Below are 26,580 nucleotides of genomic sequence, written 5' to 3' on the forward strand. Positions count from 1 at the left end.
GCGGCTATAAACGCCGCTCTTTTATTTTGCTACCACAAGATTTTTGTGATATCGGTTACCACGTCCACACTCCCCAATTGCCTTATATTTTGAGCTCTTGCTTCTGATTCGCACAGGTAAACAATGCTTGGTTTGATATCCCCAGGCTGCCAATCTTCTTCCAAATACAACTTTTTAGCAAAGTATTCTTTATATTGCAAAAGCTTTTTTCGTATCCTGTTTAGTGTCATGGTGCCTTTATCATATTCGATAAAAAATATCTTTATGCGCTTATTGATCTCGTATATTAGCAAGATATCCGGCATAACTTTATTAAGCAGCACAGGTTCAATTCTGAAATCGACTATATTGTGTTTATTCCTATCTGCATGGTGCTTAATCTTAATCATAATATCATTCAGTTCAATGGAGTGATCCAAGGCCCCGGGAGTTAGCATCACTTCTTTCCCAGGCTTTTTTAAGCAATATACTTTTTCGGACCTGGCGCCTCTGTAAAAGCTAGTAATGGGCAGATTTTCTTCCATGTATTTCAGCCTTCTTCTGCAAATGTCAAGGGCATATTTATTTCGTTTCCCATTTTCATCGTACCAGAAGAACAATTGTGCAAGTTGCGATGTTGTCACGTATCTGGTTTTAGCAATGTACTCCCACACCTTTTTATCCCTTTCAGTCAATCTCGATGTATCCATCATTAGCACCTCCAAATTCAGAACGTTTTTCTATCTCTTTAAGTATATGCGTATAAGACACCCCATAGGACAACCTGGAGTTATTTATTATGTGCTGCGATAAGTTATATTTTTTAGGTGGTGGCGGAGATTTCTTCTTAACTGCCTTATCTTCCCTTTTGCCATTTATGAGCCGTTTGGCGTAATACCAGTAATTTTGAAGGTTTCGTATATCGTCCGGGTCAACGCCGAGCATCTCTGCAACCATTTCGCAGTCATCATCTACACGAAAAGCATATCGGCTGCCAACATTCCCACGAATGGCGTGCTGCAATTGTCTGGGTAGTTGTGCAAAAAACTGATGGTACAGATTGAGACTTATTTTGTATTTTCTGGCCTCACTCAAAAGCTCTACAAAAGATTCTGTTACATAGTTTTGGAATTCATCACAAAACACAAAAAATGGTTGTGCGTTGTTATTCCTTGTAAACGTGGCCAATTGCACTTTAACCATCATGATGGCCGCAAGCAGCCTGCTTGTAATATGGCCTATATGTCCTTTGGCGAAATTGCATATTATTATTTTGCCTTCGTTCATGGCTTTTCTTATATTCAATTTAGGAGATGATTGGCATAACATGAGCCTGCACGTTCTGCTCATAATGAGTTTCCTAAGTTTATTAGTTGGAGGATTAAGCCTTGATTTATCTTTTTTAATGAGCTCTGGGAATGTTACTTGCCAAAATTCCTTTACGGTGGTGTCTTGTATTTTGAGATTGTTTCGATATTCTTCCGATACGAGTATTAGGTATATCTCGTACAGTGTGGATATTTCCTGTTCAATTACAGCAAGAGCAGCCATGCGCAATAAATCTTCCGTAGAAGGACCTATAAAGCCTGGCCAGAGTATGTCAAATATGGATACTAGGTTATCGGCTTGTAATTCGTTCTGGAATGGATCCATGCTTTTATCAAAGATGCTGATTCCGATTGGCCTTTTGTAATCTGCCGCATCTATGTAGATTGTTCTATCTATGTGTTCAGGGGGGATTTCATCCAGCAGTTCTCTTGAATCATGCCCATGTACATCAATGAATAAGCAGCCATAACCTTGTTTGATAACGCTAAGTATATCGTTCCTTGCCTTTGTACTTTTACCGGTGCCAGTTTCGCCGATCGTCCATGTATGCCTTAGCAGATCCTGAATTGTTTGCTCCTCATTCGCGCTTAGCAATTTGGACAAGCACCATACCCCGGCTCCGCCTATTGTTGCGTAAGCGGAGAATTGGACAAGTCTTAAAATGGTTTCGAGCAATTCCACAAAGCATCCCCCTTTGAAGATTGAAATGAGAAGAAAGACAAAAACGAACGCAAAAGAAAAGTAAGGAAGGAGAAAGAAGGAGGAAGGGAAGCGAGAAAGCTAAAAGGGGCAGGGTCCGGCAACGCTCTGCCAAACCGATCGCCAAATTTTGACAAGCCGTGCTTGCCTCCCCGCCTTGGCTCATCGCCGCAGCTGCTCGGCGCAACCGGGACAATTTCCCCCTTCTTCTTTTTGAGCTCTCATTTTGACTGATAGTTGCCTGACAGTTTACAGTATATGCGAACGTAGACCTTTTGTTATCTTGTACCTTGTCTCCTTTTCACATATAGATCTGATTTTTATGGGGTTAAAATAAAATCTCGTGTGCCATAATTGTGCTATGAAAATACTTTTTGCCAAGTAAGGAATGAATTAAAGGTTGAAACCCTTCTTTTTATTTGGGAGGGTGAAATGTCACAATAATGTCACAATTTTGGCGTTTAAAACAAATAAAAAGGTTCCAGCGATTTTCGCTGGAACCCTTGATTTGGCGGAGAGAGAGGGATTCGAACCCTCGGTACCCCTTTTTGGGGGTACACACGATTTCCAGTCGTGCGCCTTCGACCACTCAGCCATCTCTCCGCGTCGAATATATTACTCCTAGCGCTTTAATAGTATACCTCGTAAAACCAAAAAAATCAAGAGGCATAATGAATATTATTTGGTTTAAAAGGATGGATATTTCTGTAAAATTGTAAGAATTTTTGTATTGCAAATGATGTGAGATAATAGTATAATTAATATGCCAAAAGGAACACTATCTTTAATGACATTTAAAAAGTAAAAAATTTGCCGTGCTAGACGGGGAGTTAGCGGTGCCCTGTAACCCGCAATCCGCTATAGCGGGGTCGAATTCCTGCTGGAGGTTTGCACCTGTAGGGACTGGGGTCGAATAAGCTACGAGGATGACTGGGTCCTGTGCAACGAAACTCTACGAACCCTGTCAGGTCCGGAAGGAAGCAGCAGTAAGTAGATGTTTTCGTGTGCCGCAGGGTAGCCTGGTCGGAGTAAACTGTTCGGTTCCCGCCTGTAGGTGTTAAATCGAAGGCAGGTGCACGGCATTACCATTATAACAAGCCGCGATTTGATCGCGGCTTGTCTATTTTTTGACTACATTTTATGGCTGTTTGTGTTATAATAAATTAGGTTGAATAATGAAGTGTGGTTTTTTTACGTATCTTGATCTCTTTGTCGGAAGCGCTACATAAAATGCTACACTTGAAACTATATGATTTTATGACACTAAAGCAATTTATGTGGTGTTTAAAATTTTCTTAACCAAAATTTTTTTGATCAGTATTAGCCTTATATTCTATAGCGGGAAGCAGGTGAGCATTTTGAGGTATACGGCACTGTATCGTCAGTGGCGGCCTGAAACCTTTGATGAAGTGGTGGGGCAGGATGCCACCATACGCATACTGAAAAATCAGATAAAGAGCAACCGCATTGCTCACGCGTATCTGTTTTGCGGTTCACGGGGTACAGGCAAGACGAGCACGGCCAAAGTCTTTGCAAAGGCCGTTAACTGTTTGAATCCAATAGATGGGAATCCGTGTCTTAAATGTGAAGTATGCCAAAAATTGTCAACAGGTAGCAGCATGGATATAATTGAGATAGATGCTGCTTCCAACAATGGAGTGGATGAGATAAGGGAATTGCGAGATAAAGTCAAGTATCCTCCTGTGGTGGGACGTTACAAGGTATATATCATAGATGAGGTGCACATGCTCTCAACCGGAGCTTTCAATGCCTTGCTTAAAACGCTGGAGGAGCCTCCGGAGCATATAATATTTATTCTGGCTACCACCGAGCCGCATCGGCTGCCAGCCACTATTCTATCAAGATGTCAGAGGTTTAACTTCAAGAGGATAGCCAATAAGTCGATTGTAAGCAGGCTGGCAGAGATAGCCAAACGGACGGAGATACAGGTTGAACCAGAGGCTTTGTATACCATAGCCCGGTGGGCGGAAGGCAGCATGAGAGATGCTTTGAGCCTTTTGGACCAGTGCATAGGCTTTGGTGGTGATGCTGTCTCCAATGAAGATGTGCTGGCTGTTCTGGGGACGGCAGACCAGTGGTTTGTCTTTGCTGTGGCAGAGAACATTATCGAAGGAAATGTCTCTGAGCTGTTTTATCAGGTTGAACAGCTGATAAACGATGGGCGAGATGTAAGCGTATTTTTGAAAGATTTAATAAATCATATGCGAAATTTGCTGGTGATAAAGGTGTGCAACGACGCGGCGCAGCTGATAGATGTAGGTGAGGATACCTTTAAGGCTTATATGGAACAGGCACAAAAGGCCAGCCAGGAGAGGTTGATGAGGGCTATAGATATTTTGTGTGCTGCAGAATCTGAAATGAGATGGAGCTCCCAGCCCAGGGTCTCGCTTGAGATGGCTCTGGTTAAGATTTGCAGGCCCGAGCAGGAAGTGACGCTGGATGCTCTACTGGACAGGGTGGCAAAGTTGGAACAGCAGCTTGAGGGTGGCGTAGTGGTCAAACAGACATCGCCTTCTAGAAAAGGTGCACGTGCTGCAAGCAAATCCCAAGCGGTTGATGGGGGCAGTACAGTAGGAAAAGAAGGTGGAGATAACGGCAGTAATGATGATGGAGGTGCGGCAGATGCTCATGTTTGGGAAGAGGTGCTGGGGATTATCAAAAAAGAGCGCATAGCCTTATATGGCTTTTTAAAAGATTGTGGTTTTGCGCTGAATGAAAAGGGTATGGCTGTTTTAAGTTTTCCTGCAGATCAGCAGTTTTTTATGGAATCGATGGACAGGGAGGACAATCGGAATTTTGTTGAGAAAGCCATTGAAAAGGTGGTTGGCAAGCAGGTCAAGGTTCGGTGCGTCTTAGCCGATCAAAAAACTGCTAGGAGCGAACCTGAAGGAAAATCGCAGAATGAGGAGATAATAGAGAAAGCCATAGATATATTTGGCGAAGATTTTGTGGAAATAGTTGATGATTGACTGTAAAGACAATATAATAGAGAAAAGGATTGCACGATGTGAGTGGAAAAGGAGGAATTAGATCATGGCAAAAGGTGGATTTCCGGGTGGTTTCGCCGGGATAGGCAATATGAATCAACTCATGAAGCAGGCCAAGAAAATACAGGAACAGATGGCCAAGCTTCAGGAGGAGTTGGAACAAAAGACCGTTGAGGCTTCTGCAGGTGGCGGCGTGGTCACTGTTGTGGCAAACGGGAAGAAGGAAGTGGTTGAGATAAAGATTGCCCCTGAGGCTGTGGATCCCGATGATGTTGAAATGCTTCAAGACCTTATATTAGCAGCTGTGAATGAGGCTTTGAGGCGAGCGGAGGAAATAGTACAGGAGGAGATGAGCAAGCTGACAGGAGGTTTGTCTATACCTGGCCTGTTTTAAGGAAATGGGCGATAAGGCTTTATATTTTGGAAGGTATTGAATCGGTGCGGTTGTGGTGAATTTGCGTAATCAGTGTGATGCTAGGCTGGATTTGTATCCATATGCGGAGCGTTTAAAGCCAGCAAGGCTTTTACGATGAGGTTGGCGCGTAAAAAAGATTTTTAAGGATTATAAGATTGTAAATGATTTGATAAGAGGTCTGCAATGTGCTTTGTGTAAAAATACCACAGAAGTTTGATTGAGAGGTAATGGTATGGACTACTACATTGAACCCATTGCACGGCTTATCAGTGAATTGTCTAAACTTCCAGGCATAGGGAATAAAACCGCCCAGCGGCTGGCATTCTATATCATAAATATGCCCGATGAGCAGGTGGGCCAGCTTGCCAGCGCTATTGCTGAAGTGAAGAATAAGATCAGATATTGTTCTGTCTGTCAGAATATCACCGATGTGAATCCTTGCAGGATATGTTCCAATCCCCAGAGGGATCCTTCCCTAATCTGTGTGGTAGAGGACCCGCGGGATGTCATTGCCATGGAAAAGACGCGGGATTTTCGTGGCCTTTATCACGTGCTTCATGGAGTTATATCCCCCATGAACGGTATAGGGCCCGATGATATAAAGATAAAGGAGCTCATTGCGCGGGTAAGCGACGATACGGTAAAAGAAGTTATACTGGCCACTAATCCCGATGTGGAAGGCGAAGCAACGGCTGTGTATATCTCTAAGCTGCTTAAACCCATAGGCATAAAGGTTACCCGCATTGCCCATGGCTTGCCTGTGGGTGGGGACTTGGAATATGCTGATGAGGTTACCCTATCCAAAGCACTGGAAGGTCGGCGTGAGATGTAGCATGTCTAAATGTGTTTGTGCATTTCAAAAAAACTCGTGTTACTTAAAAGAAAGTCGTGTTAGGGGATAGGGGTAAGGGATAAGTAGAAAAGGATCAAGGCGATAAGGAAGGTATTGTGAAAGAATCATTGAAAAGCCTTATAAATCAAGGGTTGAAGGGGATAAGTGAGATAAAAACTTATCCCTTTTTCCTTGATCCTTAACACAAGTTTTTTCAATTTTGCCACGACAATTTTTTAATTTTCTGGGTACATTTTAGGAACAAAAGTGACAAATATTTCAGATGAGGTAAAAGAAGGAAATATGCCAGAGATTAACAAAGGCTTAAGGATCAAGGGTTTCAAGGTATCAAGTGACACGAGTTTTTTTGAAAAATGATAAGAGTTTGTTTGAAGAGGACATAGTTAGGATCAAGGTTTTTGGGAAAAAGGATCAAGAAAATATCTTTTTATACTTGTGGAAAACTAGTAAGTTGTGTCAAAATTAAAATAAAGTTGTGTTATATTTGGACTGAAAAAATAGGGATGCTAGTGATGATGGTATAATAATTTTTGAGATAGGGTATATTTGGTATTAAGAAAGCTTTGAGCTTAGTGCTTTATTATTTAGTAACTAGAATGTATTTTTAGTACAAAGTAGAAAAATAAAAAATGGCAGTTCAATTTGAATTAACAGGAACTTATACAGGGTTAGAAGGTGATAATATGTGTCGCTATGATGAAATTGAAAAGATAAAAAACCAGATTGTAAATAAGTATAATCCAGATGATATTATTCTTTTTGGTTCATGCGCGAAAGGGTTGGTCAAACGGGATAGTGACATAGATATTTGTGTAATTTTGGATACACCTGATAAGAGGCAAACATTGAGAGAGATGCTTGTTGATATAGAATATGATGTTGATTTGGATATAGTCATATATACACCTTCCGAGTGGTCAAGATATAAGGATGATAGGGCAAGCTTTGCAAATATTATAAAGAGGACTGGGGTGAGTTTACTTGGTTGATTCTATGAAATATAAAGAATGGTTTGAAATGGCAAAAAAGGATATAAGAAGTGCCGAAATTTTGTATGAGCATGATGGTGATAATGGGATAGTATGTTTCCATTGTCAACAAGCTATAGAGAAATATTTAAAAGGTTTTCTTATATATGCTACGGGAGAGCTTCAGGAAGGGCATAATTTGGTTAGGCTTTGCAAAAAGGCTATGGCTTATAATAAGGCTTTAGGTGAATTTATTAAGGACATGGCTTTTGTGAATACATATTATATTGAAACCAGATATCCTGCAGAAGATCCTCTTTTGGTGAGCAAGGAAGATGCAAAAGAATGCATAAGAATAGCTATGAAAGTTATGGAAAAAATAGATGAAGCTATGAAGACAAAGTGATTTTGTTTGCAAAATAAGGGAAAAATTTACTTCTATAAAACATAGAAGGGATAGGTGATGAGGCTTCGAAAAATACGAGAATGAAGCATTTTCCTTGAATCTTGACACTGAACTTTCGAAACGACTTTTTTCACACAAAATAGAGTTTTATTTAGGGTTGACGAATAAAAATTAAAAGCATAATATATGAATATAAACGAATATAATCATATAGGTGGTGAGGGAATGGGTCTTATACAGATAATAAAAGCATTGTCTGATGAGACGCGGCTGCGGATTTTAAACTTATTAAGACAAGGAGAGCTATGTGTGTGCGAAATTGAGACAATTCTAGGCATTACTCAATCAAATACATCGCGACACCTTAATAAGTTGACATATGCCAATATAGTCGAGTTTTATAAAAAGGCACAGTACGTTTATTACAAAATTAATGAAGATATCTTAAAGAGATATAGTTTCATTAAAGAAATATTAGACAATGAGCTGATTAGGGAAGAATTGTATAGGACAGATTTGGAGAAATTAAGAAGGTATAGAGAAAGCAAGCTTTCTTGTGATGACTTAAGACGGAATAAGGTTTGCTTTGAGGAAGAAAATCAAAATTTGTTTATCGAGTAGGATAATGCTTATAACTGAATGCGATTTTAAATATTAGAGGGAATATGGATTATATACACATATAATCCATATTAAAGAGGATTTTTGAAGGAAAAAACAAAAAATATTTGAAATTGGAGGAGGCGTTAATATGGAAAACAACAACAATATTAAAGCAAATAACAAAGGATTGGGATTTTTTGAAAAATACCTGACTATATGGGTTATATTATGTATTATAGCAGGTATACTTATTGGGAAATATATACCATCAATACCTGAGACGCTAAACAAGTTCGAGTACTATAATGTTTCCATACCAGTGGCGATATTGATATGGCTTATGATTTATCCGATGATGCTTAAAATAGATTTTGGCAGCGTGGTCAATGCAACCAAGAAGCCCAAGGGGCTTATAGTAACCTGTACGACAAACTGGCTTATTAAGCCGTTTACCATGTATTTGATTGCAGCATTCTTTTTAAAAGTTGTATTTAAGGCATTTATAGCTGAGAATCTTGCTACAGAATATTTAGCGGGAGCGGTGTTGCTCGGAGCAGCGCCTTGTACGGCAATGGTATTTGTCTGGAGTTATTTAACTCAAGGCGATGCTGCATATACTTTGGTACAGGTGGCCGTTAACGATCTTATAATTCTGTTTGCTTTTACTCCCATTGTAGCGTTTTTACTGGGTGTAAGCAATGTTACAGTGCCCTATGGTACATTGATACTATCTACCGTACTTTTTGTGGTTATTCCTTTGACGGCAGGATACCTGACAAGAAGGTACGTTATTAAAAATAAGGGAATAGAATATTTTGAAAATCAGTTTTTGAAAAAATTTGACAATACCACTATAGTAGGACTGCTTCTTACTTTGATTATTATTTTCTCTTTCCAAGGAGAAATAATTATTAACAATCCCGTGCACATATTGCTTATAGCAATACCGTTGACCATACAGACCTTCTTCATATTCGGTATTGCGTATGGATGGGCAAAGGCGTGGAAATTACCTCATAACATTGCAGCACCAGCAGCTATGATTGGCGCAAGCAACTTTTTTGAGCTGGCCGTTGCGGTTGCGATTTCACTTTTCGGCCTGCAATCAGGTGCAGCACTGGCCACAGTAGTTGGTGTGTTAACAGAAGTTCCTATTATGCTAACTCTCGTTAAGATAGCCAACAGCACGAGACATTGGTTTAAAGGATAAAAAGATGGTCACAGCAAATAAGGGGGTGGGAGGTGTGAAACCAGTTATTTTAAAGAAGAAATGTCCTGCGCAGGCAAATATCTGCAAAGCCATAATTGCATGTTCTAATAACGCAGTAATTTATGTTGAGGATGATAAAGAGCCTTTGGGGGGCAGAATAGAGATTGATTATACAAAATGTTCAGGCTGTGGGACCTGCGCAAAGGAATGCTGTGGAATGGCGATAAAAATGGAATAATATGTTATTAAGGCAAATTTTTTGGAGAATGCTATTATTTGAATGATAAGACGTTTTAACAGCGATTTAAAGCAATTCTATAATATGAATACTCTCGAAAAGTAGCTGAGCAACATAGGCACAACGATTGATTTTGTAGAGCAACCTTGCAGAATAATTATGGGGTGAAGTCCCAAGACCGAACCTGCAAACAAGCTAAAATAAGGTTCTCAGACTTTTCGAGAGCGTACTAATATGCCAAGGGAGGTATAAGCCATAAGAGATGATGTTGGTATTTTATGGGAGGAGTTAAATTTCAAGCTAAAAACCTTTATTTTAAAAAAAGTAGGAAAAAAACAAGATGCGGAAGATATCCTCCAAGATGTGTTTTTAAAAATATGTTCAAATATTGACCAGATAAAGGATAATGGTAGAATATATGCGTGGATATATCAAATAACAAGAAATACAATTGCCGATTATTATAGGAACAAAAGAGATACGATTGAAATTTCGGAATTGCCTGAAATGAGTGTAAATGATAGTGATGAAAATGAAATAATTAATGGATTAGTGTTATGCCTTAAAAATATGATCGAGAGCCTTCCAAACAAATATAAGGAGGCTATTATGCTGACAGAATTGGGTGGTTTGACACAAAAAGAATTGGCTCGGAAACTCGGAATGTCCATATCAGGAGCTAAGTCGAGAGTTCAACGCGGGAGAGCCATGCTGAAGAAGAAGTTTTTTGAGTGCTGTAAGTTTCAATTTGATATATACGGGAACATTATTGAGTACCACCAAAAAGAAAACAGTTGTAAGTACTGCTGAATCGTATTAAATATTTGCGTCCTTTTTAAGAAACCTCCGTCTATAAAATTGAAGCTAAATTTTTTATAGAGGGAGGTTTTTATTATGAAGTGTTGTGATAGTCAAAAGAATAACAGTTGTTGCAGTACAGTTTGCGAATGTGGAGAACAAAATGGTAGTGCTCAAAAGAAGAAAATTGTAATCGACTTTATGTATCTAGACTTAAGTGTTTGTGATAGGTGCAAGGGTACTGAAGAGAGCCTTGAGGAAGCTATTTCTGATGTTGCAAGAGTGCTTGAATTGACAGGAGCAGAGGTTATTGTAAACAAAATCCACATCGACAGTGAGGAAAAGGCTATACAGTACAAGTTCAAGAGTTCACCTACTATCCGAATTAATGGAAAAGATATACAGCTAGAAGTGAAGGAATCACTTTGTGAGTCATGCGGTGATTTATGCGGTGACGAGGTTGACTGCCGAGTATGGGTATATAATGGAAAAGAATATAATGTTCCGCCTAAAGCTATGATAGTAGACGCAATACTGAGAGAGGTATATGGCAGTAGTACATCGGATATTGATGAAAATAAAGAAGAACAAAAATATCAGCTGCCAGAAAATCTTAAAAGATTTTTTCAAGCCATGCGGGAAAAGGGTGAAAAATAGACCTCCCTTTTCCTTTTTTGTACCTTTTATTTTATTTTTGCTATCCCATGATAAAGCTCTTTTTGCGCTGAATAAAGCACCTAATATTGGGAGAAATATCCACAAATTTAAAACAAATATATCAAATATTTTTGATATTGACATCAAAAATATTTGATATATAATATGGAACTAAGGGGTGAATACATCGATGATGAATAAGTTATTAGCCCAGCAGGCCAATCAATTTAAAGCTCTTTCCGATGAATTCCGATTAAGAATTCTCTTGTATTTATATTTAAACGGAGAGAAATGTGTATGTGATATTTGCAAGTTTTTTAATATGGGTCAATCGAATATTTCATATCACTTAAAATTGCTTTCCGATGCAAATTTAATCAACAAAAAGCGAGTGGCAGTGTGGAACTATTATTCCTTAAACACCGAGAGTAGCCTTTATCCTTATCTGTGTGAAATATTCAGAAATATAAGTCAGGAGGAATTGATAGAAAATGTTGCCAACGGTTAATTTGCTGGATACGGGAAAAGTATTTCTTACCATAATGGGGGAGCTTATACTTCTTTTTATCGGCATAAGTTTTCTGGTGGCCCTTATTCAAAGATATATATCAAAAGAAAAAATAAAAAGGATTCTTTCGGTACCTAGGAAGGGTTTAAATAGCATTCTTGGTGCAGTACTTGGCGCTGTGACACCCTTTTGTTCATGTTCAACAATACCTATTTTGGTAGGATTGTTTAAAAGCGGAGCGCCGTTTTGCGGTGCAATATCTTTCCTTATGTCTTCCCCCATACTAAATCCTGCGATTATAGCATTATTTCTTACATTTTTCGGGTTTAAGGTAACACTTGTATATGCGGCATTTACCTTCGTATTTGCCGTAGTCATAGGTATTGTTCTTGATAAGCTTGGTATGGAAAAGGAAGTTAAAAGGGTGACGGTTAAAGGAGAGATGCAGGAAGAAATTACTTATGATAAACTTCAGGGGTCATTTTGGGAAAAGAACAAACTAGTAATTAAGTCTGCATTGACTGATGCTGTAGGATTATTTAGACAGGTATTTCCGTATCTGTTAATTGGAGCAGGTATTGGCGCGTTCATTTATGGATTTGTTCCAGAGAGTCTGATAATTAGAGTGGCAGGGAAGTCAAATTTGTATTCAGTGCCTGTGGCTGCAATTATTGGCATTCCAATGTATATCCGAACTGAAACGATGATACCCATTGCTCAGGTGTTGGTTTCAAAGGGCATGAGTTACGGTACGGTAATGGCGCTGATTATAGGTGGAGCGGGGGCAAGCATACCAGAACTGTTGCTTTTGAGTTCCATTTTTAAGAAAAAAATGGTGATTGCTTTTGTGGTATCTATCTTCGTGGTGGCCACTATTACAGGATATGTATTTAATATAATCATTTAAGTAGATCTAGATGGAGATAAAACTCCTTTAGAAGATTTTGTGTCATATAATGTAATGAATTTCAGTCATGATAAATTGGAGGTGGTTGAAATGGCTGAAAAAAAGGAGTCAATTTTTTCAAAGCTGTTTAAACCATCTAAATCTTGTTGCTGTTGTTCTGTGGAGATTGTAGATGAAGATAAAGACGAAGCTGTGCAGGATAAAGAGGAAAAAGAAAAAGAGTCGAAATGAAATTTTTTACTAAGAAGAAGGGCTGTCCCAAAAAGATTTTTTAAATGGGGGCCCTATTTTTTTATTGACAAATACGATTTTCTAATATAATATACATATATACGAATATACGCAAATAAATATAATTATGGGAGGGATTTTTATGAGATTAGGTATTTTGCCTTGCCAAGGGGCATGTAATGTAGGGAATATGACAAGCAAGGTAGCATTGAAGTATGTAGACAATGAAAGAATTAACATGGTCTGTGCACTCGGTCTTCCCTTAGGTATTGAAAATATTATTAAGATGGCAAAGATAAATGATAAGTTTATTGCACTAAACGGCTGTCCAATAAAATGTGCATCAAAAACGCTGGATAAAATAGGAATAACAGAATATGAAGAAATAGTGTTGACCAGTGATTTTGGTATTGAAAAAAACAAAAACTTTAAAGATGAGAGTAATATGGACAAAGTGGAACAAAAGGTTGAAGAGATTATTAAAAGTTTTTTCCATGACCAAATATAAAGTATAAAGAAAGGATGGAGCGATGGATAAACTAGTAGAATTTTTTAAGGTTTTGTCGGATGGAACAAGGTTGCGGATTCTGGTTTTATTGTTTCATAAAGAACTTTGCGTGTGTGAGATGTGTGAGATTATGGAAGAAACGCAGCCCAAAATATCCAGGCACCTTGCAAAGCTTCGGGATGTTGGATTTGTGAGAGACGAAAGACAAGGACAATGGATTTTTTATTACTTGAATTTAGACGATATCGTTATGAAACGTATTATTGAAACTATAGTTAGCAATAAAGAAAGGTATCCTGTTCTTCAGAAAGATATTCAAAGATTCTGTTTAAAGACGAAATGGTGTGAAAGAAAGAATTAGAATATGCAATCAATTTTCTTTAATCCATGAACGTATTGAACTTTCAATTATTTTCAAACGATGCATATATCATATAGACCTTTTCCGCATGCGAAAAAAGTGGTTCTGATAGAGAAGGGAAAAGGATTAAGGATTAAGTCAGTAAAACAAGAGAAGGGATAAGTGGTGAGGCTAAGTGTCAATTTTCAAATTAAAACAGAAAATATTCTCAGATTAATTTAGCTGGAAATTACTAATAATTAGTGAATATCTTCAAATTAAATAAGACCGTTTTTCAAATTAAGGTGGCATTCAGCTTAAAATCAAGTTAAAATGCAGTCTTGTCAGATATCTTTCTGCTGTGGTATCATAATAAAAAGTTGAGGCAGCAAATGCTGCCTCTGTAGAATAAAGTTGGGGAGAGATACATCAAAACATACACATTTGGAATCCTGTAAGTGCGATTTTAACCAGCTCAGCACGCTTTTTACCAATGCGATTCAGCAGTGTAGGGTTTAAATCACCCGCTCTTGAAAACATCTTTTTGCCATGGTATCTTGCATAGTAGAGAATGAGTTCGGTAAACTCATTCTCGCTAATTTTTAAGGCAATGTAATCGTCAGCGGCTTGCTTAATCTGCAGCGCCAACATCTTTACGGTTGTAGGGTTTCTCAGTATTTTTTCGTACCTTTTGGACTTGTTTTGTACCATAATTGTTCTACCTCCTCTACAGGGTAACTTCGTTTTGGGCTTGATAGACAATCTCTTCGTCTATCAGCATTTTGTTTTGACTGGCGGCAAACATAAGACAGGTGGTGGCTAAGTTGTTTACCAGCCTGGGGAACCCTTTGGTATTGGCATAGATGGCCTGCAGTGCAGCTGGTGTAAAGATATCCTGTGTAAGGCCAGCAATTTTTAAGCGTGTTTTTATGTATTCTGGTAGTTCGTCTTTAGACAAACCTTGCAGTGTATACTTAACAGTCAGGCGCTGCCTTAAGGGGCTGTTGATATTGAGGGACAGCTTAGTTTTGATAAGCGGCTGACCAGAGAGTATTAGGATAAAAGGGTTTGAAGAATCCTAAACATGTCTATTCATCCTCCTTCATCATGCTAGCAAAGGAAAGAGATGTGAAAAGGCTGCCGGACAAGTCAGGTGTAGGCTCAGAGAGTTCTTCGTAAGTGCTGGTATCACTTTTTCTGGTGTTTTCTGTGTGCCGCCTTTTTAGGTGGGCATTATCGTGGAAATTAACGCAGTAATCCTCATTGAGCCAGTTAAAATATCATTCATTTAAGTCTTCAAGGCTTTTAATGGACTTAGGGTCAAGCCTGCTTAAGAAACGCATCCTGACCGTATTAAAGAACCTTTCGATTTTCCCGCGGCCGTGCGGCATAAAAGGTTGAGAATGAATGAGCGAACAACCTAACGCTGCACATATGTATTCCAGCTGTTGAGAACGGTAAATGCGGCCGTTGTCAGTGTAAAGCATCTTGGGTATACCCCTTTTGGCTACCGCCTCTTTGAATGCTAAGCGCATGGCTTCAAAATTCTGACTTAGATAGAATTGAGAATGGGAGCACCGTGACCGGCATTCGGGGATTGTCTGCTTTTTTCTGTATAATTTTTTCAGCCAGTTCAGCATTTATCTTGCGGCTTTTACCTTTGTCAGTCCTATAGCCCGGCTTTAAGGCATCAATACCTCCCCGCATGTATTCGCTAAGCCAATGCTGCAGGGTTTTGTATGAATACTTACGCGGCCCATAATACGGCATCTCAATCGGGTCCTGACAAAGCTCCTTGAAGTACGCCTTCTGATTTTCTACCTGCCCGTTGAGAACCGGGCTTATGAGTGAGAACTTCTTTAAGGCGATAGCTTCCCGGATACTATCATCCAACATCTTTCATACCTCCTTAAACTAGTATGCCTGCTCGAAATCAGGCTGTGTTTTATGATAGTATTTTAAACCGCCAGGTCGCTTAAATAAAGGAAAATCAAGTGTTGCTGGGCTTTTTTTAAATCCTTCTTCCTATTACCTTCTTTTGATGCTAAAATTATTTGAGAAGGGTGAGGAATGATTTGCGGCATGTGTCGAAGAACCTTTGGGAGAAGGTGTGGATTGAGGGGAATCGGGTTTTGACAATGCCAAGAATCTCCCTTGCCCTCTCCCTTTTTTCTAGGCCTGCAGGTGGTAGAGTTATGCTGTCGCTTATCTGCCTTAAGCCGTATTCGATAAAATTGAGGTTATCTTTAAATCGTTTTGTATAAAAGTACATGTGCTGTCTGCTGATTGATAAAGTGGGATACTGTTTTTTAAGCTCGTGCAAGCATAGATTTAAGCTACCTTTTCGATACAACGCTTTCTCTATACATTTCATGATAATTTCGCTACAGTACTGGAAACTAGGTAAGCAGAAGTGCGGGATGAAGGATATCGTTTTGCCACAATAAGGTCAGTAATACCTCCGAATGAGTATTTTCCTACTAAAAACCGGCTTTGATATGGTACCTTTCGTAGAATCCATGTTTTTTCATTTTAACGGCCATCCTGCATTTAGGATTTGTACAGCGGCCAGGTGCTTTAGGGAAAGGAAAGTTTTTACCTTGTTTAACGTATTCCTCTACCGTGCAATGTGCTTCAAACATAATTTGCATGGTGGACCACCTCCACCATGATTGTACAACAAAAGGAATGCTAAAATAAATCGAAAATTTTTGTCGAATTGTTTTAGCATTCATTTTGTTGTCAGATTATTTAATCTAACAATTTTACCTGGATTGGGGCTAAATTAATTTGAGAATTTACATATAGAGGTAAGGACAAAGCTTGCTCGGCTGCCGTATAGGAAAACTTTAGAGGAGTTCTACTTTACCTTTCAACCTAGTATTGACGAGAAGCTGATAAAGGAACTGGCGACAATGGCTTTTGTTTGCCGGGCTGAGAATGTAATATTTCTTGGCCCGCCTGGAGTGGGGAAGATGCACCTTGCTATAGGGCTTGCCATAGAATCCCTGTCACAGGGAATATCGGTTTATTTCAGCAGCCTTACGAGGCTTATTGAGGACCTCAAAAAGGCTTATGAAGAGAATCGATTGGAAAAGCGTATGAGGATATATACAAGACCAAAGCTTCTTGTAATTGATGAAGTAGGATATCTTTCGTTAGATGGTCTGGGCGCAAATCTCTTTTTCCAGCTAATAAGTGCCCGTTATGAGAAAGGGAGCATAATTCTGACGAGCAATAAAGGGTTTGGGGAATGGGGAGAACTTATGGGCGATCCTGTACTTGCAACTGCGGTATTGAACAGATTATTACATCATGCCCATATAATCAACATAAGGGGCAATAGCTACCGCTTTGTTACTGGAAATAGTGAATGGTGGTCGGGGAAGTTTGATGTTCTGGGAAAACTACTAGAGGAAAATGGCATTCGTGTTATACGGAATGCTTATGACAGATTCAGTAAAGGGAAAGACGGGATTTACATTATGGGAATAGATGTCCCTGCAGCAGATCAAGCTGGGCAAGAAGAAGCAAATATAATTGAAAATGAAATCAAACAAGTGCTGAATGGAATAGGGGAAACCGGTACGTTTAGCATTTTACTAGCTCACAGGCCCGAAATGTTTCCTTTGTACAGTGAGCATGGCTTTGATTTGATCTTGTGTGGCCATGCACACGGTGGGCAGGTGAGACTACCCTTTGTAGGAGGGTTGGTTGCTCCGAATCAAGGATTTTTCCCGAAATATACATCAGGGGTATATAAAAGCCGAAATTCGCTTATGGTTGTAAGCAGGGGGTTGGGGAACAGTGTTATTCCTCAAAGGCTTTTTAATCATCCGGAAATTGTTGTCTTGACACTGGTGAAGGATTAAAATATAAAGTCAGAGAAATACTGGAGGCGTCAAAGGAGGTATTTGGTCGTTGATTTAACAGGCGATAATCCTTTGTAAATGAAATCATAAATACAGATAAGGAGATAAAAACAAATTGATATATTTTTATGGTAACAAAAGCGCCATAGTGCCAGCCACGATGAGTATCAACCCCAGTAAAGATTTTGTTGTTAGCTTCTCCTTTAAAAAGAAATAAGAAAAAGTTACTGTAATTACAATGCTGAGCTTGTCAATCGGTACTACAATGCTGGCTTCACCGTCCTGCAAGGCCTTATAATAGCATAGCCAGGAAAGCCCGGTGGTTATACCCGACAGGCAGAGAAATAGCCAGCTCTTTTTGTCGATTTCCTTAATCTCATTTTGCTTTCCTAATATGAAGACCATGAGCCATGCCATGATTAAAACTACCGCAGTGCGGATGGCTGTTCCTAGGTTGGACTCGATGCCAACGATGCCGATCTTGCTTAGGATTGCCGTTAAGCTGGCAAAGACTGCTGATAAGATGGCGTACACAAGCCACGCGTTACCCTCCGCTTTTGTGGATGGTTGCTGCTGCGTTTTTTTCTTGATGATCATCAGATAGGTGCCTACTCCAATTGCTACCATGCCAATCAGTTTGGGGAGGGTAATGGGCTCTCCAAGTATGATGAACGCCAAAATCATGGTAAGCACGGTGCTGGATTTATCGATGGGCGTCACTTTGTTGACATCGCCCAGCTGCAGCGCTTTGAAATAGCAAAGCCACGAAGCGCCCGTTGCCAAACCTGATAAAATTAAAAATATGTATGCTTTGGAATCAATTGACGGGATGGTATTCCACGATCCCACAATAAATACCATGAGCCATGAGAATATAAGTATGATGATGGTCCTTATGGCCGTGGCTAGCATCGAGTCAACTTTTTTAATCCCCATTTTTGCAAGGATTGCAGTTGCTCCTGCGAATAATGCTGAACTAAATGCAAAGACTATCCACATCATCTCCAACATCCTTTCTTTTTAAATTAAGTGTTTTTTACTTGGACTTCTTGTACATTCAATATTTCCAGGAATATCCTTATAATATTTGGGGTAAACCGAGTACCTGCGTCCGTTTTTATTCTTCAATTGCTGCTTCTTTGTTCACGGCTTTGCGATAAACCCCGTTTTCTGTTATGGCATTACAAGCTCAGCCACTGCCAATATACGTGGAAGAGGAGGAATTTGTCGCATCTTCATCGATTAATTCGTCCGGTTTGTTCAATATTTTATCGCTTATTCCTATTTTGTCAATGTCATGGAGTATTGCTAGCGCTTCTAATTCATCGAGTTCTTTTTAATTAAGAAGGATTTAACCGTTCGCCGGTTTCCTTAGTTTTATTCTAACCATATAGAAAGAGGGAGGTCAACTTGTTGATTTTGTAATAGTAAAGTTTTTGATTTCAATCAGGAGGAATAATGATTAAAAGATAGAATATATGTATAAGGTTTAAAGACATTATAATTAAGTATTTTTCATTTCTGTTATATTGAACACTCTCGAAAAGTAGTTAAGCAACATAGGCACAACGATTGATTTTGTAGGGTAACCTTGCAGAATAATTATGGGGTGAAGTCCCAAGACCGAACCTGCAAACAAGCTAAAATAAAGTTCTCAGACTTTTCGAGAGCATACCCATATAGAAGGGGGCTATAGGAAATGAATAGAGGGTTTAAAGCCATTACTGTGTGGCTGCTGACTCTTCTATTGGCAATTCCTTCCTTTCCCATTACAATAATTGCCGAGACTTCTCAAGAAACAAATGTTAAAGTGTTAAACATCAGTGATCTAGAGAACCAAACTCTTACTGCTACTCAGCAATTTTTGGTGATTTTACAATTAATTGAGCCCTCTATCGTGTTATGTCACCAATGTAAGTTATGTAGGGCCAGGGCAAACCATTATACTTGATGGCGGAGTTTATAAAATGACATCCGGCCTGAAAATTCCGAGAGGAATTGACGGTACGGAAGAGAACAGAATTGTTATGATTTCAATTAAGGGTGAAAGAGTCATACTTGATTTTGCTAGAGCAGCCGGAGGTTTTGAACTTTGGGGGAGCTACTGGCATATTTATGGGTAAAGAATGTTTAATAGCAAGAGTGTTGCAAAACAAGTAGAGAAGATATAAAAGAAAAGGGCTGAAAATAATTATTCAGCCCTTTTTTGTAAAAATGTTTTATACGATATTGACGTTCGATAGGTTAAATTTGCGTTTTAACTATCTGTTAACGTGGTACACATTAAAATAAGTATTTTAAAAATTTCTTTAAATCGTACAAAGGAAGGGGTCAATGTGAAGGGTAGAAAAATAGCAATTATTGGAGGAGTGGCCGGCGGTGCCAGTGCAGCGGCGCGCCTACGCAGACTGGATGAGGATGCCCACATCATAATCTTTGAAAGGGGGGGTTATATTTCCTATGCCAACTGTGGCCTGCCATATTATGTAGGCGGGGTTATAAAGGACAAGCGGGATCTGCTGGTCCAGACCCCTGAAAGGATGTCAAAGCGGTTCAATATAGATATTCGTTTGAACAGCGAGGTTGAGGAGATCGATCTAGATAAAAAAGAGTTAATTGTATTGAACCGGATGACCGGTGAACGGTACCGTGAAAGCTTCGACAAGCTTATACTGGCACCTGGTGCCGAGCCCGCAAGGCCATCAATACCGGGCATTGAAAAGGCAAATGTCTTTACAGTGAGGGATATACCCAGGATTTATGCCTTAAAGGATTACATTGACCAGGCCAAACCTGAGAACGCCGTGGTGATTGGTGGAGGCTTCATCGGCCTGGAGATGGTGGAAAACCTGCGGATGAATGATATAAAGGTTTCGCTGGTTGAGATGTTGAATCAGGTTATGCCCCCGCTGGATTATGATATGGCCGCGTATTTGCATAGGCACCTGAAAGAGCACTCTGTGGATTTGCACCTCGGGGATGGGGTGATATCGTTTGACAGAGATGAGAAACATACAATTGTGAACTTAAAGAGCGGGAAGCAGCTAAAAGCCGATATGGTGATATTGGCTGTAGGGGTGAGGCCCGAAACTATCCTGGCCAAAAAAGCTGGGCTGGAGATTGGCGAGACAGGCGGCATAAAAGTCAACCAGCACTTGCAGACATCGCATCCTGATGTATATGCCATAGGCGACGCCATTGAAGTGGTGGATTTAGTAAATGGAAGGCCTACGTTGATACCGCTGGCCGGACCGGCCAATAAGCAAGGGCGCATTGCAGCCAATCACATATGCGGCATCGAGGATACCTATAAGGCTACCCAGGGGACGGCTATTATAAAGGTGTTTGACATGGTGGCTGCGTGTACCGGCAACAACGAAAAGGTGCTTAAGAAATACGGCATTCCATACCTGAAATCCTACACTCATTCTGGTTCCCATGCCAGCTATTACCCTGGTGCAACCTCCATGGCCATAAAGCTTCTGTTTAGTCCTAACGATGGTAAAATACTGGGGGCCCAGATTGTGGGCTATGAAGGGGTAGATAAGCGCATAGATGTGCTGGCCACTGCTATTCGCGCCGGGATGACCGCGTATGACCTGCAGGAGCTGGAGCTGGCCTATGCTCCGCCCTTTTCGTCGGCCAAGGATCCGGTCAACATGGCCGGATATGTTGCATCAAATATCCTGCAAGGGTTGCATCCAGTCATTCACTGGGATGAGCTTGACAGCCTGGATCCACAGGATACCGTACTGCTGGATGTTCGAACCGAGGCCGAATGTAAAAAGCGAGGGTGCATACCCGGCTCTATTAATATTCCTTTAGATTCATTGAGGGAACGTATCGGCGAGATTCCTAAAGATAAGGCTATTGTCATCTATTGCGAAGTAGGGTTAAGAGGATATGTAGCTGCCAGGATACTTATGCAGCGAGGTTTTAGCAGAGTATTTAACTTGAGCGGGGGTTACAGTACCTATAGCATAGCAAAACACGGGTTAGAATAAACAAAACTCTAGTTATGGCGCTGTAATTGTTTGCCGGCGTTGGCATAAAAATCATAAACAAGCCGCATCCTGTGGTTGCTTTTAAGTTTTGGATACGGGGTGCGGCTTTTGGTGTTTTATAAGCATTTAAATTTCTGGTGGCTGTATTGTGTATATAAAATGCGTTGCATTTATGGCATCTTTATATTTATAAATATTTATAAATTTTAAAAAATTTACCTTAGAGATAAACCCGCATATAAATTGACAAACGTAGCTTGATGGACTATAATTATACTGGCAATTGTTAAAAAAATAACAAACGGGGTTGGGTTATGAAATTTATAAACTTCAAAAAGGCAAACTGTAAGAACTGCTACAAATGCGTGAGGGTATGTCCTATAAAGGCCATTCGCATAAGGGATGAGCAGGCCGGGATCATGGAGAATGCGTGCATACTGTGTGGAAAATGTTTAAAGGCCTGCCCGCAGAATGCCAAGAGTATACGGAGTGATATTGACAGGGTTAAACATATTATAAAAAAATCCAAAAAGGTGGTTGCAAGCCTTGCACCTTCGTTTATCGGTGCGTTTGAGCTTAAAGAGCCGGGGCAGATAGTAGGGGCGTTGAAAGCATTAGGCTTTGCCGAAGTTCAGGAGACGGCTTTAGGGGCTGTGTATGTATCTCGTGTATACAGAGAACTTATGGAACAGGGGCGTATGGAGAACATCATCAGCAGTGCATGCCCTACGGTAAATGAATTGATTGAAAAGTACTACCCCGAAGTAATCCCGTATCTTGCACCGGTAGTATCGCCCATGATTGCCCACGGAAAGCTCATCAAGGAGTCATCGGGCCGGGATACCAGCGTGGTTTTTATTGGCCCCTGCATTTCAAAAAAGATGGAAGCCGAGGATTTCAGGCATGAAGGGGTCATAGATGCAGTTTTAACCTTCGACGAATTGCTCAGGTGGTTTAAGCAGGAAAATATACGTTTGGAAGAGCAGGAGGCTCTAAGGTTTGACGGCGATGATCCCGGCATGGCCAGGTATTATCCTGTACCCCGTGGTATATTGAGAAACTTGAAACAGTCAGGTGAAGACTTTTCTTATCATGCAGTAAACGTGGATGGGATAGAACAGTGTATTGAGGTGCTGGAAGCATTAAAAGAGCGACAGCTAAAAGGCTACTTCATTGAAATGAATGCTTGCGAGGGGGGGTGTTTGAGAGGACCGGCTATGCCGAGCTCCACGGGTTTATATTTAAGGCAGATGCAAAAGGTAGAAGAATATGCTGGTAAAAATCCAGGAGTAAAAGATTTGGGAGTAGGCAGGAATATCTTAAAATTTGACAAAAGCGTCTCGCTTGGCAAGGTATTCGTGGATCGTAGCATTAAGCAAGCCGTTCCCGATGAAGTAACAATAAGGGAAATACTCAAGAAGATTGGCAAGCCTACTAAAGACCAGGAGCTGAACTGTGGAGCATGTGGTTATCCGTCCTGTCGCGACAAGGCTATCGCGGTCTATCAAGGGAAGGCAGAGCTTTATATGTGCCTGCCTTATATGCGTGAGAGGGCTGAATCACTGGCTAATGTCATCTTGAAAGCAACTCCTAACATAATAATCGCTGTGAACGGCGATATGGAGATACAGGAGTTTAATGATGCAGCCGAAAGGATGTTTCAGATATCCAGGGAAGCAGCTATCGGTAGGAAACTGTATCAGCTGATTGACACCTCGGATCTTGAAATGGTGTGGGAAACCCATGAGAGCATTTTGGGCAAGAAGGTGGAATACAAAGAATACGGTGTTGTGACTGAACAGGACATAATATACGTAGAAGACCAGCAACTGGTGATGGTTATAATGAGGGATATTACAAATGAGGAAAGACAGGCGCGGCAGATGTACAAGATAAAAGCCGAAACGGTGGAGATGGCTCAGAAGGTTATAGATAAGCAGATGATGGTGGTACAGCAAATCGCCAGCCTCCTTGGGGAGACCACGGCCGAGACAAAGGTTACCCTGACCAGGCTGAAAGACATGATACTCTATGACAGGGAGGATGGGCGATGAGCTTTTTCATAGATGTAGCCTATGAGAGCCTGAATAAATACGGCGAAGAGCTGTGCGGGGATAAAGTAGAGGTGGTGAGGGGCGATGACTGCGTTGTTGTGGTTATGGCCGATGGGCTGGGCAGTGGTGTCAAGGCCAATATCCTTGCAACCCTCACTACCAAGATAATCGGCACTATGCTGGAAAGAGGGGCTCATATAGATGAGGCTGTGGAGACGATTGCCCATACGCTCCCGGTATGCAATGTCAGGAAGTTGGCTTATTCTACCTTCAGCATACTGCAGGTGTTTAATAGCGGAGAAGCGCGTTTGTTTGAATTCGATAATCCCCCTGTATTTTTTCTGAGGGAGGGCAAGCTCATTAGCGTTCCTACCAGGTGTCGTACGATAAACGGCAGAATGATTAAGGAAAGCTCTTTTGACGTGAGTCTGGGGGATACCTTTGTAATGGTCAGTGATGGGGTAATTCACGCGGGAGTGGGGGCAACTTTGAATTTTGGCTGGAAATGGGAGAATGTAGCCGACTATTTAGAAAGAAACGTCAAAAGGGAGACCACCGCCAAGGCTATTGCCGCTTTATTGATAACAGTGTGTGATAGCCTGTATATGGGAATGCCCGGGGATGATACCACTGTTGTGGCGGTGAGGATTCAGCCCGTCAAGGAGGTCAGCCTTTTTGCCGGACCGCCCATCTCTAAATCTGATGACGAAAAGGTGGTAGAGGAATTTATGAAGGGCAATGGTATTAAAGTGGTGTGCGGGGGCACAACAGCTCAAATAGTCAGCCGTGTGCTGGGCAGAGAGATAAATACCTCCCTGGAATACCATGATCCATTGGTGCCGCCTACTGCAAAGATAGATGGCATTGATTTGGTGACAGAGGGGGTGCTGACGCTATCCAGGACAATTGAGATCATCCGCTGTTATGCTTCTGATAAGGTAAGGTATAAGGATTTGAAGATTCTTAGAGGCCAGGATGGGGCTGCAAAGCTGGCCCATATTCTTATCGAGAACTGTACTCATTTGAGGATGTTTATAGGAAGGGCAATGAACCCTGCCCATCAGAATCCTAACTTTCCTGTGAACCTTAGCATAAAATTTAAGCTGCTTGGAGAGCTGGCCGAGCTGATGAGGAGCCTGGGCAAAACGGTGGAACAATATTACTATTGAAAAATTGGCTCAAAGGGGGAGTGTTTATGGGTTTGCCCCGGACTTCAGAGAAGGGTCTTTTAAAGCCCCGCCAATGGATAGATAAATCCTTTGAGATATGTACTAAGATGCTGCCTTTTTTGAGAAGCGAACTAAAGGATGAAGATGACTGCAAAAGGATTATATCTATTTTGTATGTAATGACAGAATTCAACGCTGTGGTGCTGGAGTGTCAAAATGGCATTGGTGTGTTTGCCGGCGAAGAAGAGGTAATAGGCAAGGGTGAGGCCGGCAATTATATAGAGGTTCCCGTTAAAAAAGGAAATGCTATGCTGGCCAGTTTGAAGTTTTACAAGAAAGTTGGCGATGTCATAACTGAAGAGGATGAGGCCATTGCCAGGGGAGCGGGGGCGGTGATCTCGGCCCAGCTGGAGCAGAACAGCAAGGATTATAACGCCAGGTTAAGGGCAAAAGCTGAGCTTAAAGCGCTTCAGGCTCAAATTAATCCCCATTTTTTGTTCAATGCCCTCAATACCATTGCGGCCATGTGCAGGACCGAACCGCTTGAGGCAAGAAGGCTTCTTATCCACCTGGCCAGGCATTTTCGGGCCATCATCCAGACTTCGCCCGACCTTATAGACATTCATAAGGAGCTGGAGAACGTTAGGAGTTACCTGGAGATTGAAAAGGCCAGGTACGGGAATCGCATAAGGGTTGAGTGGGATATACAGCCCAACATCTCCTTTTTGATACCACCGCTTACCATTCAACCAATTGTAGAAAATGCCATAAAACACGGACTGGCTGGGAAAAAGGATGGGGAAATAGTTATCTCTGTTAAAAGTGTGGATAACTGCTACCAGGTTTGCATAAAGGATAACGGCTGTGGTATGGAACCCGAGGTTGCGAGAAATCTTCTTACCAATACAAACGACGATAAGAGGATCGGGATATCCAATGTAAATAGGCGGCTTAAGGAGATATACGGAGAGGATAACGGTATGATCATCAACTCCGAGCCGGGTAAGGGCACGGAAGTAATAATTGTGGTACCCATTAGGGAGAGGAGGAAGGCTGATGTCATTAAGGGTCGTTATTGTAGACGATGAAAAGTATGCCCTTCAGGAATTGAAATACCTGCTCAACCAATATAGCGATTTTGAAATTTGTGGAGAAGCCGACTCGGGAGAAGAATGTATAAAGCTGGTGGATGAGCAGGTGCCCGATGTGGTATTTCTCGATATTCACCTAAACGATAAAAACGGCGTTGATATTGCCCATGAGATAAGGAAAAAACACAGGGATATTCACATAGTTTTCGCGACAGCCTATGACAATTATGCTGTCAATGCCTTTAATCTTGATGCAGTGGACTATATCCTTAAGCCTTTTGAAGATGAAAGGATTGCAGAGACAGTGAAGCGGCTTAAGAGCAGGGTGAAGCCGCACCTTCTACCTGGCGTGATTACCGTATGGAAAAACGACAGGATGGTTGTACTGGATCATAAGGATATAGTTTACTGCTGTACTTCGGGAAACAAGACTGAGGTTAAGTCATTTAAAGGGGAATTTACTAGCAATTTGACTCTGGCGACCCTAGAACAGAAGCTTCAGCAATATTCCTTTTTGAGAACTCACAAGAGCTATTTGGTCAACCTGGAACATATCAAGGAGATAGTGCCGTGGTTTAATTATACCTATATGCTGGTGATGAAGGGATATGAAAAGGACGAGGTGCCGGTGAGTAGGAGCTATATGAAAAAATTCAAGAATGTGATGGGCATCGATTGAAGATGACGCGCATGTACCTTAAGAGGCCTGCCACCAATAGTATGGGATTTTACG

General features: G+C 40.8%; 27 protein-coding genes, 1 tRNA gene, 1 other RNA gene and 2 pseudogenes. 23 read left to right on the forward strand and 8 right to left on the reverse strand.

Translation table 11 applies throughout. The annotated features are described in order from the left end of the window. Positions 1-29: 29 nt before the first annotated feature. The 3 genes from KVG29_RS05325 to KVG29_RS05335 all read right to left on the reverse strand — a co-directional run bounded on the left by KVG29_RS05325 (position 30) and on the right by KVG29_RS05335 (position 2,610). Positions 30-689, reverse strand: a complete 660-nt coding sequence (locus KVG29_RS05325; protein WP_252227190.1) for a replication-relaxation family protein — start codon at positions 687-689, stop codon at positions 30-32. After that, a complete protein-coding gene (locus tag KVG29_RS05330) occupies positions 667-1,989 on the reverse strand; it encodes a type IV secretory system conjugative DNA transfer family protein (protein ID WP_252227192.1) in 1,323 nt (440 codons plus the stop codon). Before KVG29_RS05330 ends, KVG29_RS05325 begins: the two co-directional genes overlap by 23 nt. 527 nt (positions 1,990-2,516) lie before the next feature. After that, positions 2,517-2,610, reverse strand: a tRNA-Ser gene (locus KVG29_RS05335). A gap of 210 nt (positions 2,611-2,820) precedes the next feature. Between KVG29_RS05335 and ffs the strand changes: the two genes are divergently transcribed. From ffs to KVG29_RS05415, 16 genes are all read left to right on the forward strand, one after another. Continuing rightward, positions 2,821-3,087: signal recognition particle sRNA large type (ffs, locus tag KVG29_RS05340), an RNA gene on the forward strand. 269 nt (positions 3,088-3,356) lie between these two features. Then, positions 3,357-4,997 (forward strand): DNA polymerase III subunit gamma/tau, encoded by a 1,641-nt coding sequence (gene dnaX, locus KVG29_RS05345; RefSeq protein WP_252227194.1) that lies wholly within the window; start codon positions 3,357-3,359, stop codon positions 4,995-4,997. A gap of 64 nt (positions 4,998-5,061) precedes the next feature. Next, positions 5,062-5,409, forward strand: coding sequence for a YbaB/EbfC family nucleoid-associated protein (locus KVG29_RS05350; RefSeq protein WP_252227196.1), 348 nt, complete (start codon positions 5,062-5,064; stop codon positions 5,407-5,409). Positions 5,410-5,662: 253 nt separating this feature from the next. Next, complete coding sequence (recR, locus tag KVG29_RS05355; RefSeq protein WP_252227203.1) at positions 5,663-6,262, forward strand: recombination mediator RecR; 600 nt, start codon at positions 5,663-5,665, stop codon at positions 6,260-6,262. Positions 6,263-6,912: 650 nt separating this feature from the next. Then, positions 6,913-7,272: a nucleotidyltransferase domain-containing protein gene (locus tag KVG29_RS05360; protein WP_252227204.1), complete on the forward strand. Its 360-nt coding sequence runs from the start codon at positions 6,913-6,915 to the stop codon at positions 7,270-7,272. A 4-nt stretch (positions 7,273-7,276) separates the two neighbouring features. Then, positions 7,277-7,657 carry a HEPN domain-containing protein gene (locus KVG29_RS05365; RefSeq protein WP_252227205.1) on the forward strand — a complete coding sequence of 127 codons (381 nt, stop codon included), beginning with the start codon at positions 7,277-7,279 and terminating at the stop codon, positions 7,655-7,657. A 186-nt stretch (positions 7,658-7,843) separates the two neighbouring features. Next, positions 7,844-8,278, forward strand: a complete 435-nt coding sequence (locus tag KVG29_RS05370) for an ArsR/SmtB family transcription factor (protein WP_252227206.1) — start codon at positions 7,844-7,846, stop codon at positions 8,276-8,278. A 130-nt stretch (positions 8,279-8,408) separates the two neighbouring features. Continuing rightward, a complete protein-coding gene (arsB, locus tag KVG29_RS05375) occupies positions 8,409-9,470 on the forward strand; it encodes an ACR3 family arsenite efflux transporter (protein WP_252227207.1) in 1,062 nt (353 codons plus the stop codon). Positions 9,471-9,504: 34 nt separating this feature from the next. Then, positions 9,505-9,708 (forward strand): hypothetical protein, encoded by a 204-nt coding sequence (locus tag KVG29_RS05380; RefSeq protein ID WP_252227209.1) that lies wholly within the window; start codon positions 9,505-9,507, stop codon positions 9,706-9,708. Positions 9,709-9,981: 273 nt separating this feature from the next. Next, the gene (gene sigZ, locus KVG29_RS05385; protein WP_338084620.1) at positions 9,982-10,518 is read left to right on the forward strand and encodes an RNA polymerase sigma factor SigZ; all 537 of its coding nucleotides are present in this window, start codon (positions 9,982-9,984) and stop codon (positions 10,516-10,518) included. Between the two features lie 84 nt (positions 10,519-10,602). Then, positions 10,603-11,163, forward strand: coding sequence for a DUF2703 domain-containing protein (locus KVG29_RS05390; RefSeq protein WP_252227210.1), 561 nt, complete (start codon positions 10,603-10,605; stop codon positions 11,161-11,163). A gap of 190 nt (positions 11,164-11,353) precedes the next feature. Continuing rightward, on the forward strand, positions 11,354-11,671 hold the full coding sequence (locus KVG29_RS05395) for an ArsR/SmtB family transcription factor (protein ID WP_252227211.1): 318 nt from the start codon (positions 11,354-11,356) through the stop codon (positions 11,669-11,671). Next, positions 11,655-12,578: a permease gene (locus KVG29_RS05400; RefSeq protein ID WP_252227212.1), complete on the forward strand. Its 924-nt coding sequence runs from the start codon at positions 11,655-11,657 to the stop codon at positions 12,576-12,578. Before KVG29_RS05395 ends, KVG29_RS05400 begins: the two co-directional genes overlap by 17 nt. 90 nt (positions 12,579-12,668) lie before the next feature. Then, entirely contained in the window at positions 12,669-12,809 is a 141-nt protein-coding gene (locus KVG29_RS05405; RefSeq protein WP_252227213.1) for a hypothetical protein, read from the forward strand. A gap of 142 nt (positions 12,810-12,951) precedes the next feature. Then, the gene (locus tag KVG29_RS05410; protein ID WP_252227214.1) at positions 12,952-13,317 is read left to right on the forward strand and encodes a putative zinc-binding protein; all 366 of its coding nucleotides are present in this window, start codon (positions 12,952-12,954) and stop codon (positions 13,315-13,317) included. A 22-nt stretch (positions 13,318-13,339) separates the two neighbouring features. Next, positions 13,340-13,678, forward strand: a complete 339-nt coding sequence (locus KVG29_RS05415; protein WP_252227215.1) for an ArsR/SmtB family transcription factor — start codon at positions 13,340-13,342, stop codon at positions 13,676-13,678. Positions 13,679-14,086: 408 nt separating this feature from the next. Here KVG29_RS05415 and KVG29_RS05420 read toward each other — a convergent pair whose 3' ends face one another. From KVG29_RS05420 to KVG29_RS05440, 4 genes and pseudogenes are all read right to left on the reverse strand, one after another. Further along, on the reverse strand, positions 14,087-14,368 hold the full coding sequence (locus tag KVG29_RS05420; protein ID WP_252227217.1) for a TIGR04540 family protein: 282 nt from the start codon (positions 14,366-14,368) through the stop codon (positions 14,087-14,089). 16 nt (positions 14,369-14,384) lie between these two features. Beyond that, the gene (locus KVG29_RS05425; protein WP_252226406.1) at positions 14,385-14,615 is read right to left on the reverse strand and encodes a hypothetical protein; all 231 of its coding nucleotides are present in this window, start codon (positions 14,613-14,615) and stop codon (positions 14,385-14,387) included. Positions 14,616-14,940: 325 nt separating this feature from the next. Next, a pseudogene (locus KVG29_RS12600) lies at positions 14,941-15,553 on the reverse strand (helix-turn-helix domain-containing protein); the annotation flags it as partial. A 154-nt stretch (positions 15,554-15,707) separates the two neighbouring features. Further along, positions 15,708-15,929, reverse strand: a complete 222-nt coding sequence (locus KVG29_RS05440; protein ID WP_252227224.1) for a hypothetical protein — start codon at positions 15,927-15,929, stop codon at positions 15,708-15,710. 529 nt (positions 15,930-16,458) lie between these two features. Here KVG29_RS05440 and istB point away from each other — a divergent pair. Continuing rightward, positions 16,459-17,010, forward strand: a pseudogene (gene istB / locus KVG29_RS05445) (IS21-like element helper ATPase IstB); the annotation flags it as partial. A gap of 645 nt (positions 17,011-17,655) precedes the next feature. Here the strand turns inward: istB and KVG29_RS05450 are convergent. Then, positions 17,656-18,528: an EamA family transporter gene (locus tag KVG29_RS05450; protein WP_025748657.1), complete on the reverse strand. Its 873-nt coding sequence runs from the start codon at positions 18,526-18,528 to the stop codon at positions 17,656-17,658. Between the two features lie 968 nt (positions 18,529-19,496). Here KVG29_RS05450 and KVG29_RS05455 point away from each other — a divergent pair. The 6 genes from KVG29_RS05455 (at position 19,497) to KVG29_RS05480 (ending at position 26,526) form a co-directional block, all read left to right on the forward strand. After that, the gene (locus KVG29_RS05455; protein ID WP_252227226.1) at positions 19,497-19,652 is read left to right on the forward strand and encodes a hypothetical protein; all 156 of its coding nucleotides are present in this window, start codon (positions 19,497-19,499) and stop codon (positions 19,650-19,652) included. Positions 19,653-19,865: 213 nt separating this feature from the next. After that, on the forward strand, positions 19,866-21,533 hold the full coding sequence (locus KVG29_RS05460) for an FAD-dependent oxidoreductase (RefSeq protein WP_252227228.1): 1,668 nt from the start codon (positions 19,866-19,868) through the stop codon (positions 21,531-21,533). A gap of 314 nt (positions 21,534-21,847) precedes the next feature. Then, positions 21,848-23,587 carry a [Fe-Fe] hydrogenase large subunit C-terminal domain-containing protein gene (locus KVG29_RS05465; RefSeq protein WP_252227230.1) on the forward strand — a complete coding sequence of 580 codons (1,740 nt, stop codon included), beginning with the start codon at positions 21,848-21,850 and terminating at the stop codon, positions 23,585-23,587. Continuing rightward, entirely contained in the window at positions 23,584-24,756 is a 1,173-nt protein-coding gene (locus KVG29_RS05470; RefSeq protein WP_252227232.1) for a SpoIIE family protein phosphatase, read from the forward strand. The genes KVG29_RS05465 and KVG29_RS05470 overlap by 4 nt, the downstream gene beginning before the upstream one ends. Positions 24,757-24,782: 26 nt before the next feature. Continuing rightward, positions 24,783-25,844, forward strand: a complete 1,062-nt coding sequence (locus KVG29_RS05475; RefSeq protein ID WP_252227233.1) for a sensor histidine kinase — start codon at positions 24,783-24,785, stop codon at positions 25,842-25,844. Continuing rightward, positions 25,813-26,526 carry a LytR/AlgR family response regulator transcription factor gene (locus tag KVG29_RS05480; RefSeq protein WP_252227234.1) on the forward strand — a complete coding sequence of 238 codons (714 nt, stop codon included), beginning with the start codon at positions 25,813-25,815 and terminating at the stop codon, positions 26,524-26,526. Before KVG29_RS05475 ends, KVG29_RS05480 begins: the two co-directional genes overlap by 32 nt. The last annotated feature ends 54 nt before the right edge of the window (positions 26,527-26,580 follow it).

The sequence above is a fragment of the Caldicoprobacter algeriensis genome (assembly GCF_023838525.1).
Taxonomy (GTDB): domain Bacteria; phylum Bacillota; class Clostridia; order Caldicoprobacterales; family Caldicoprobacteraceae; genus Caldicoprobacter; species Caldicoprobacter algeriensis.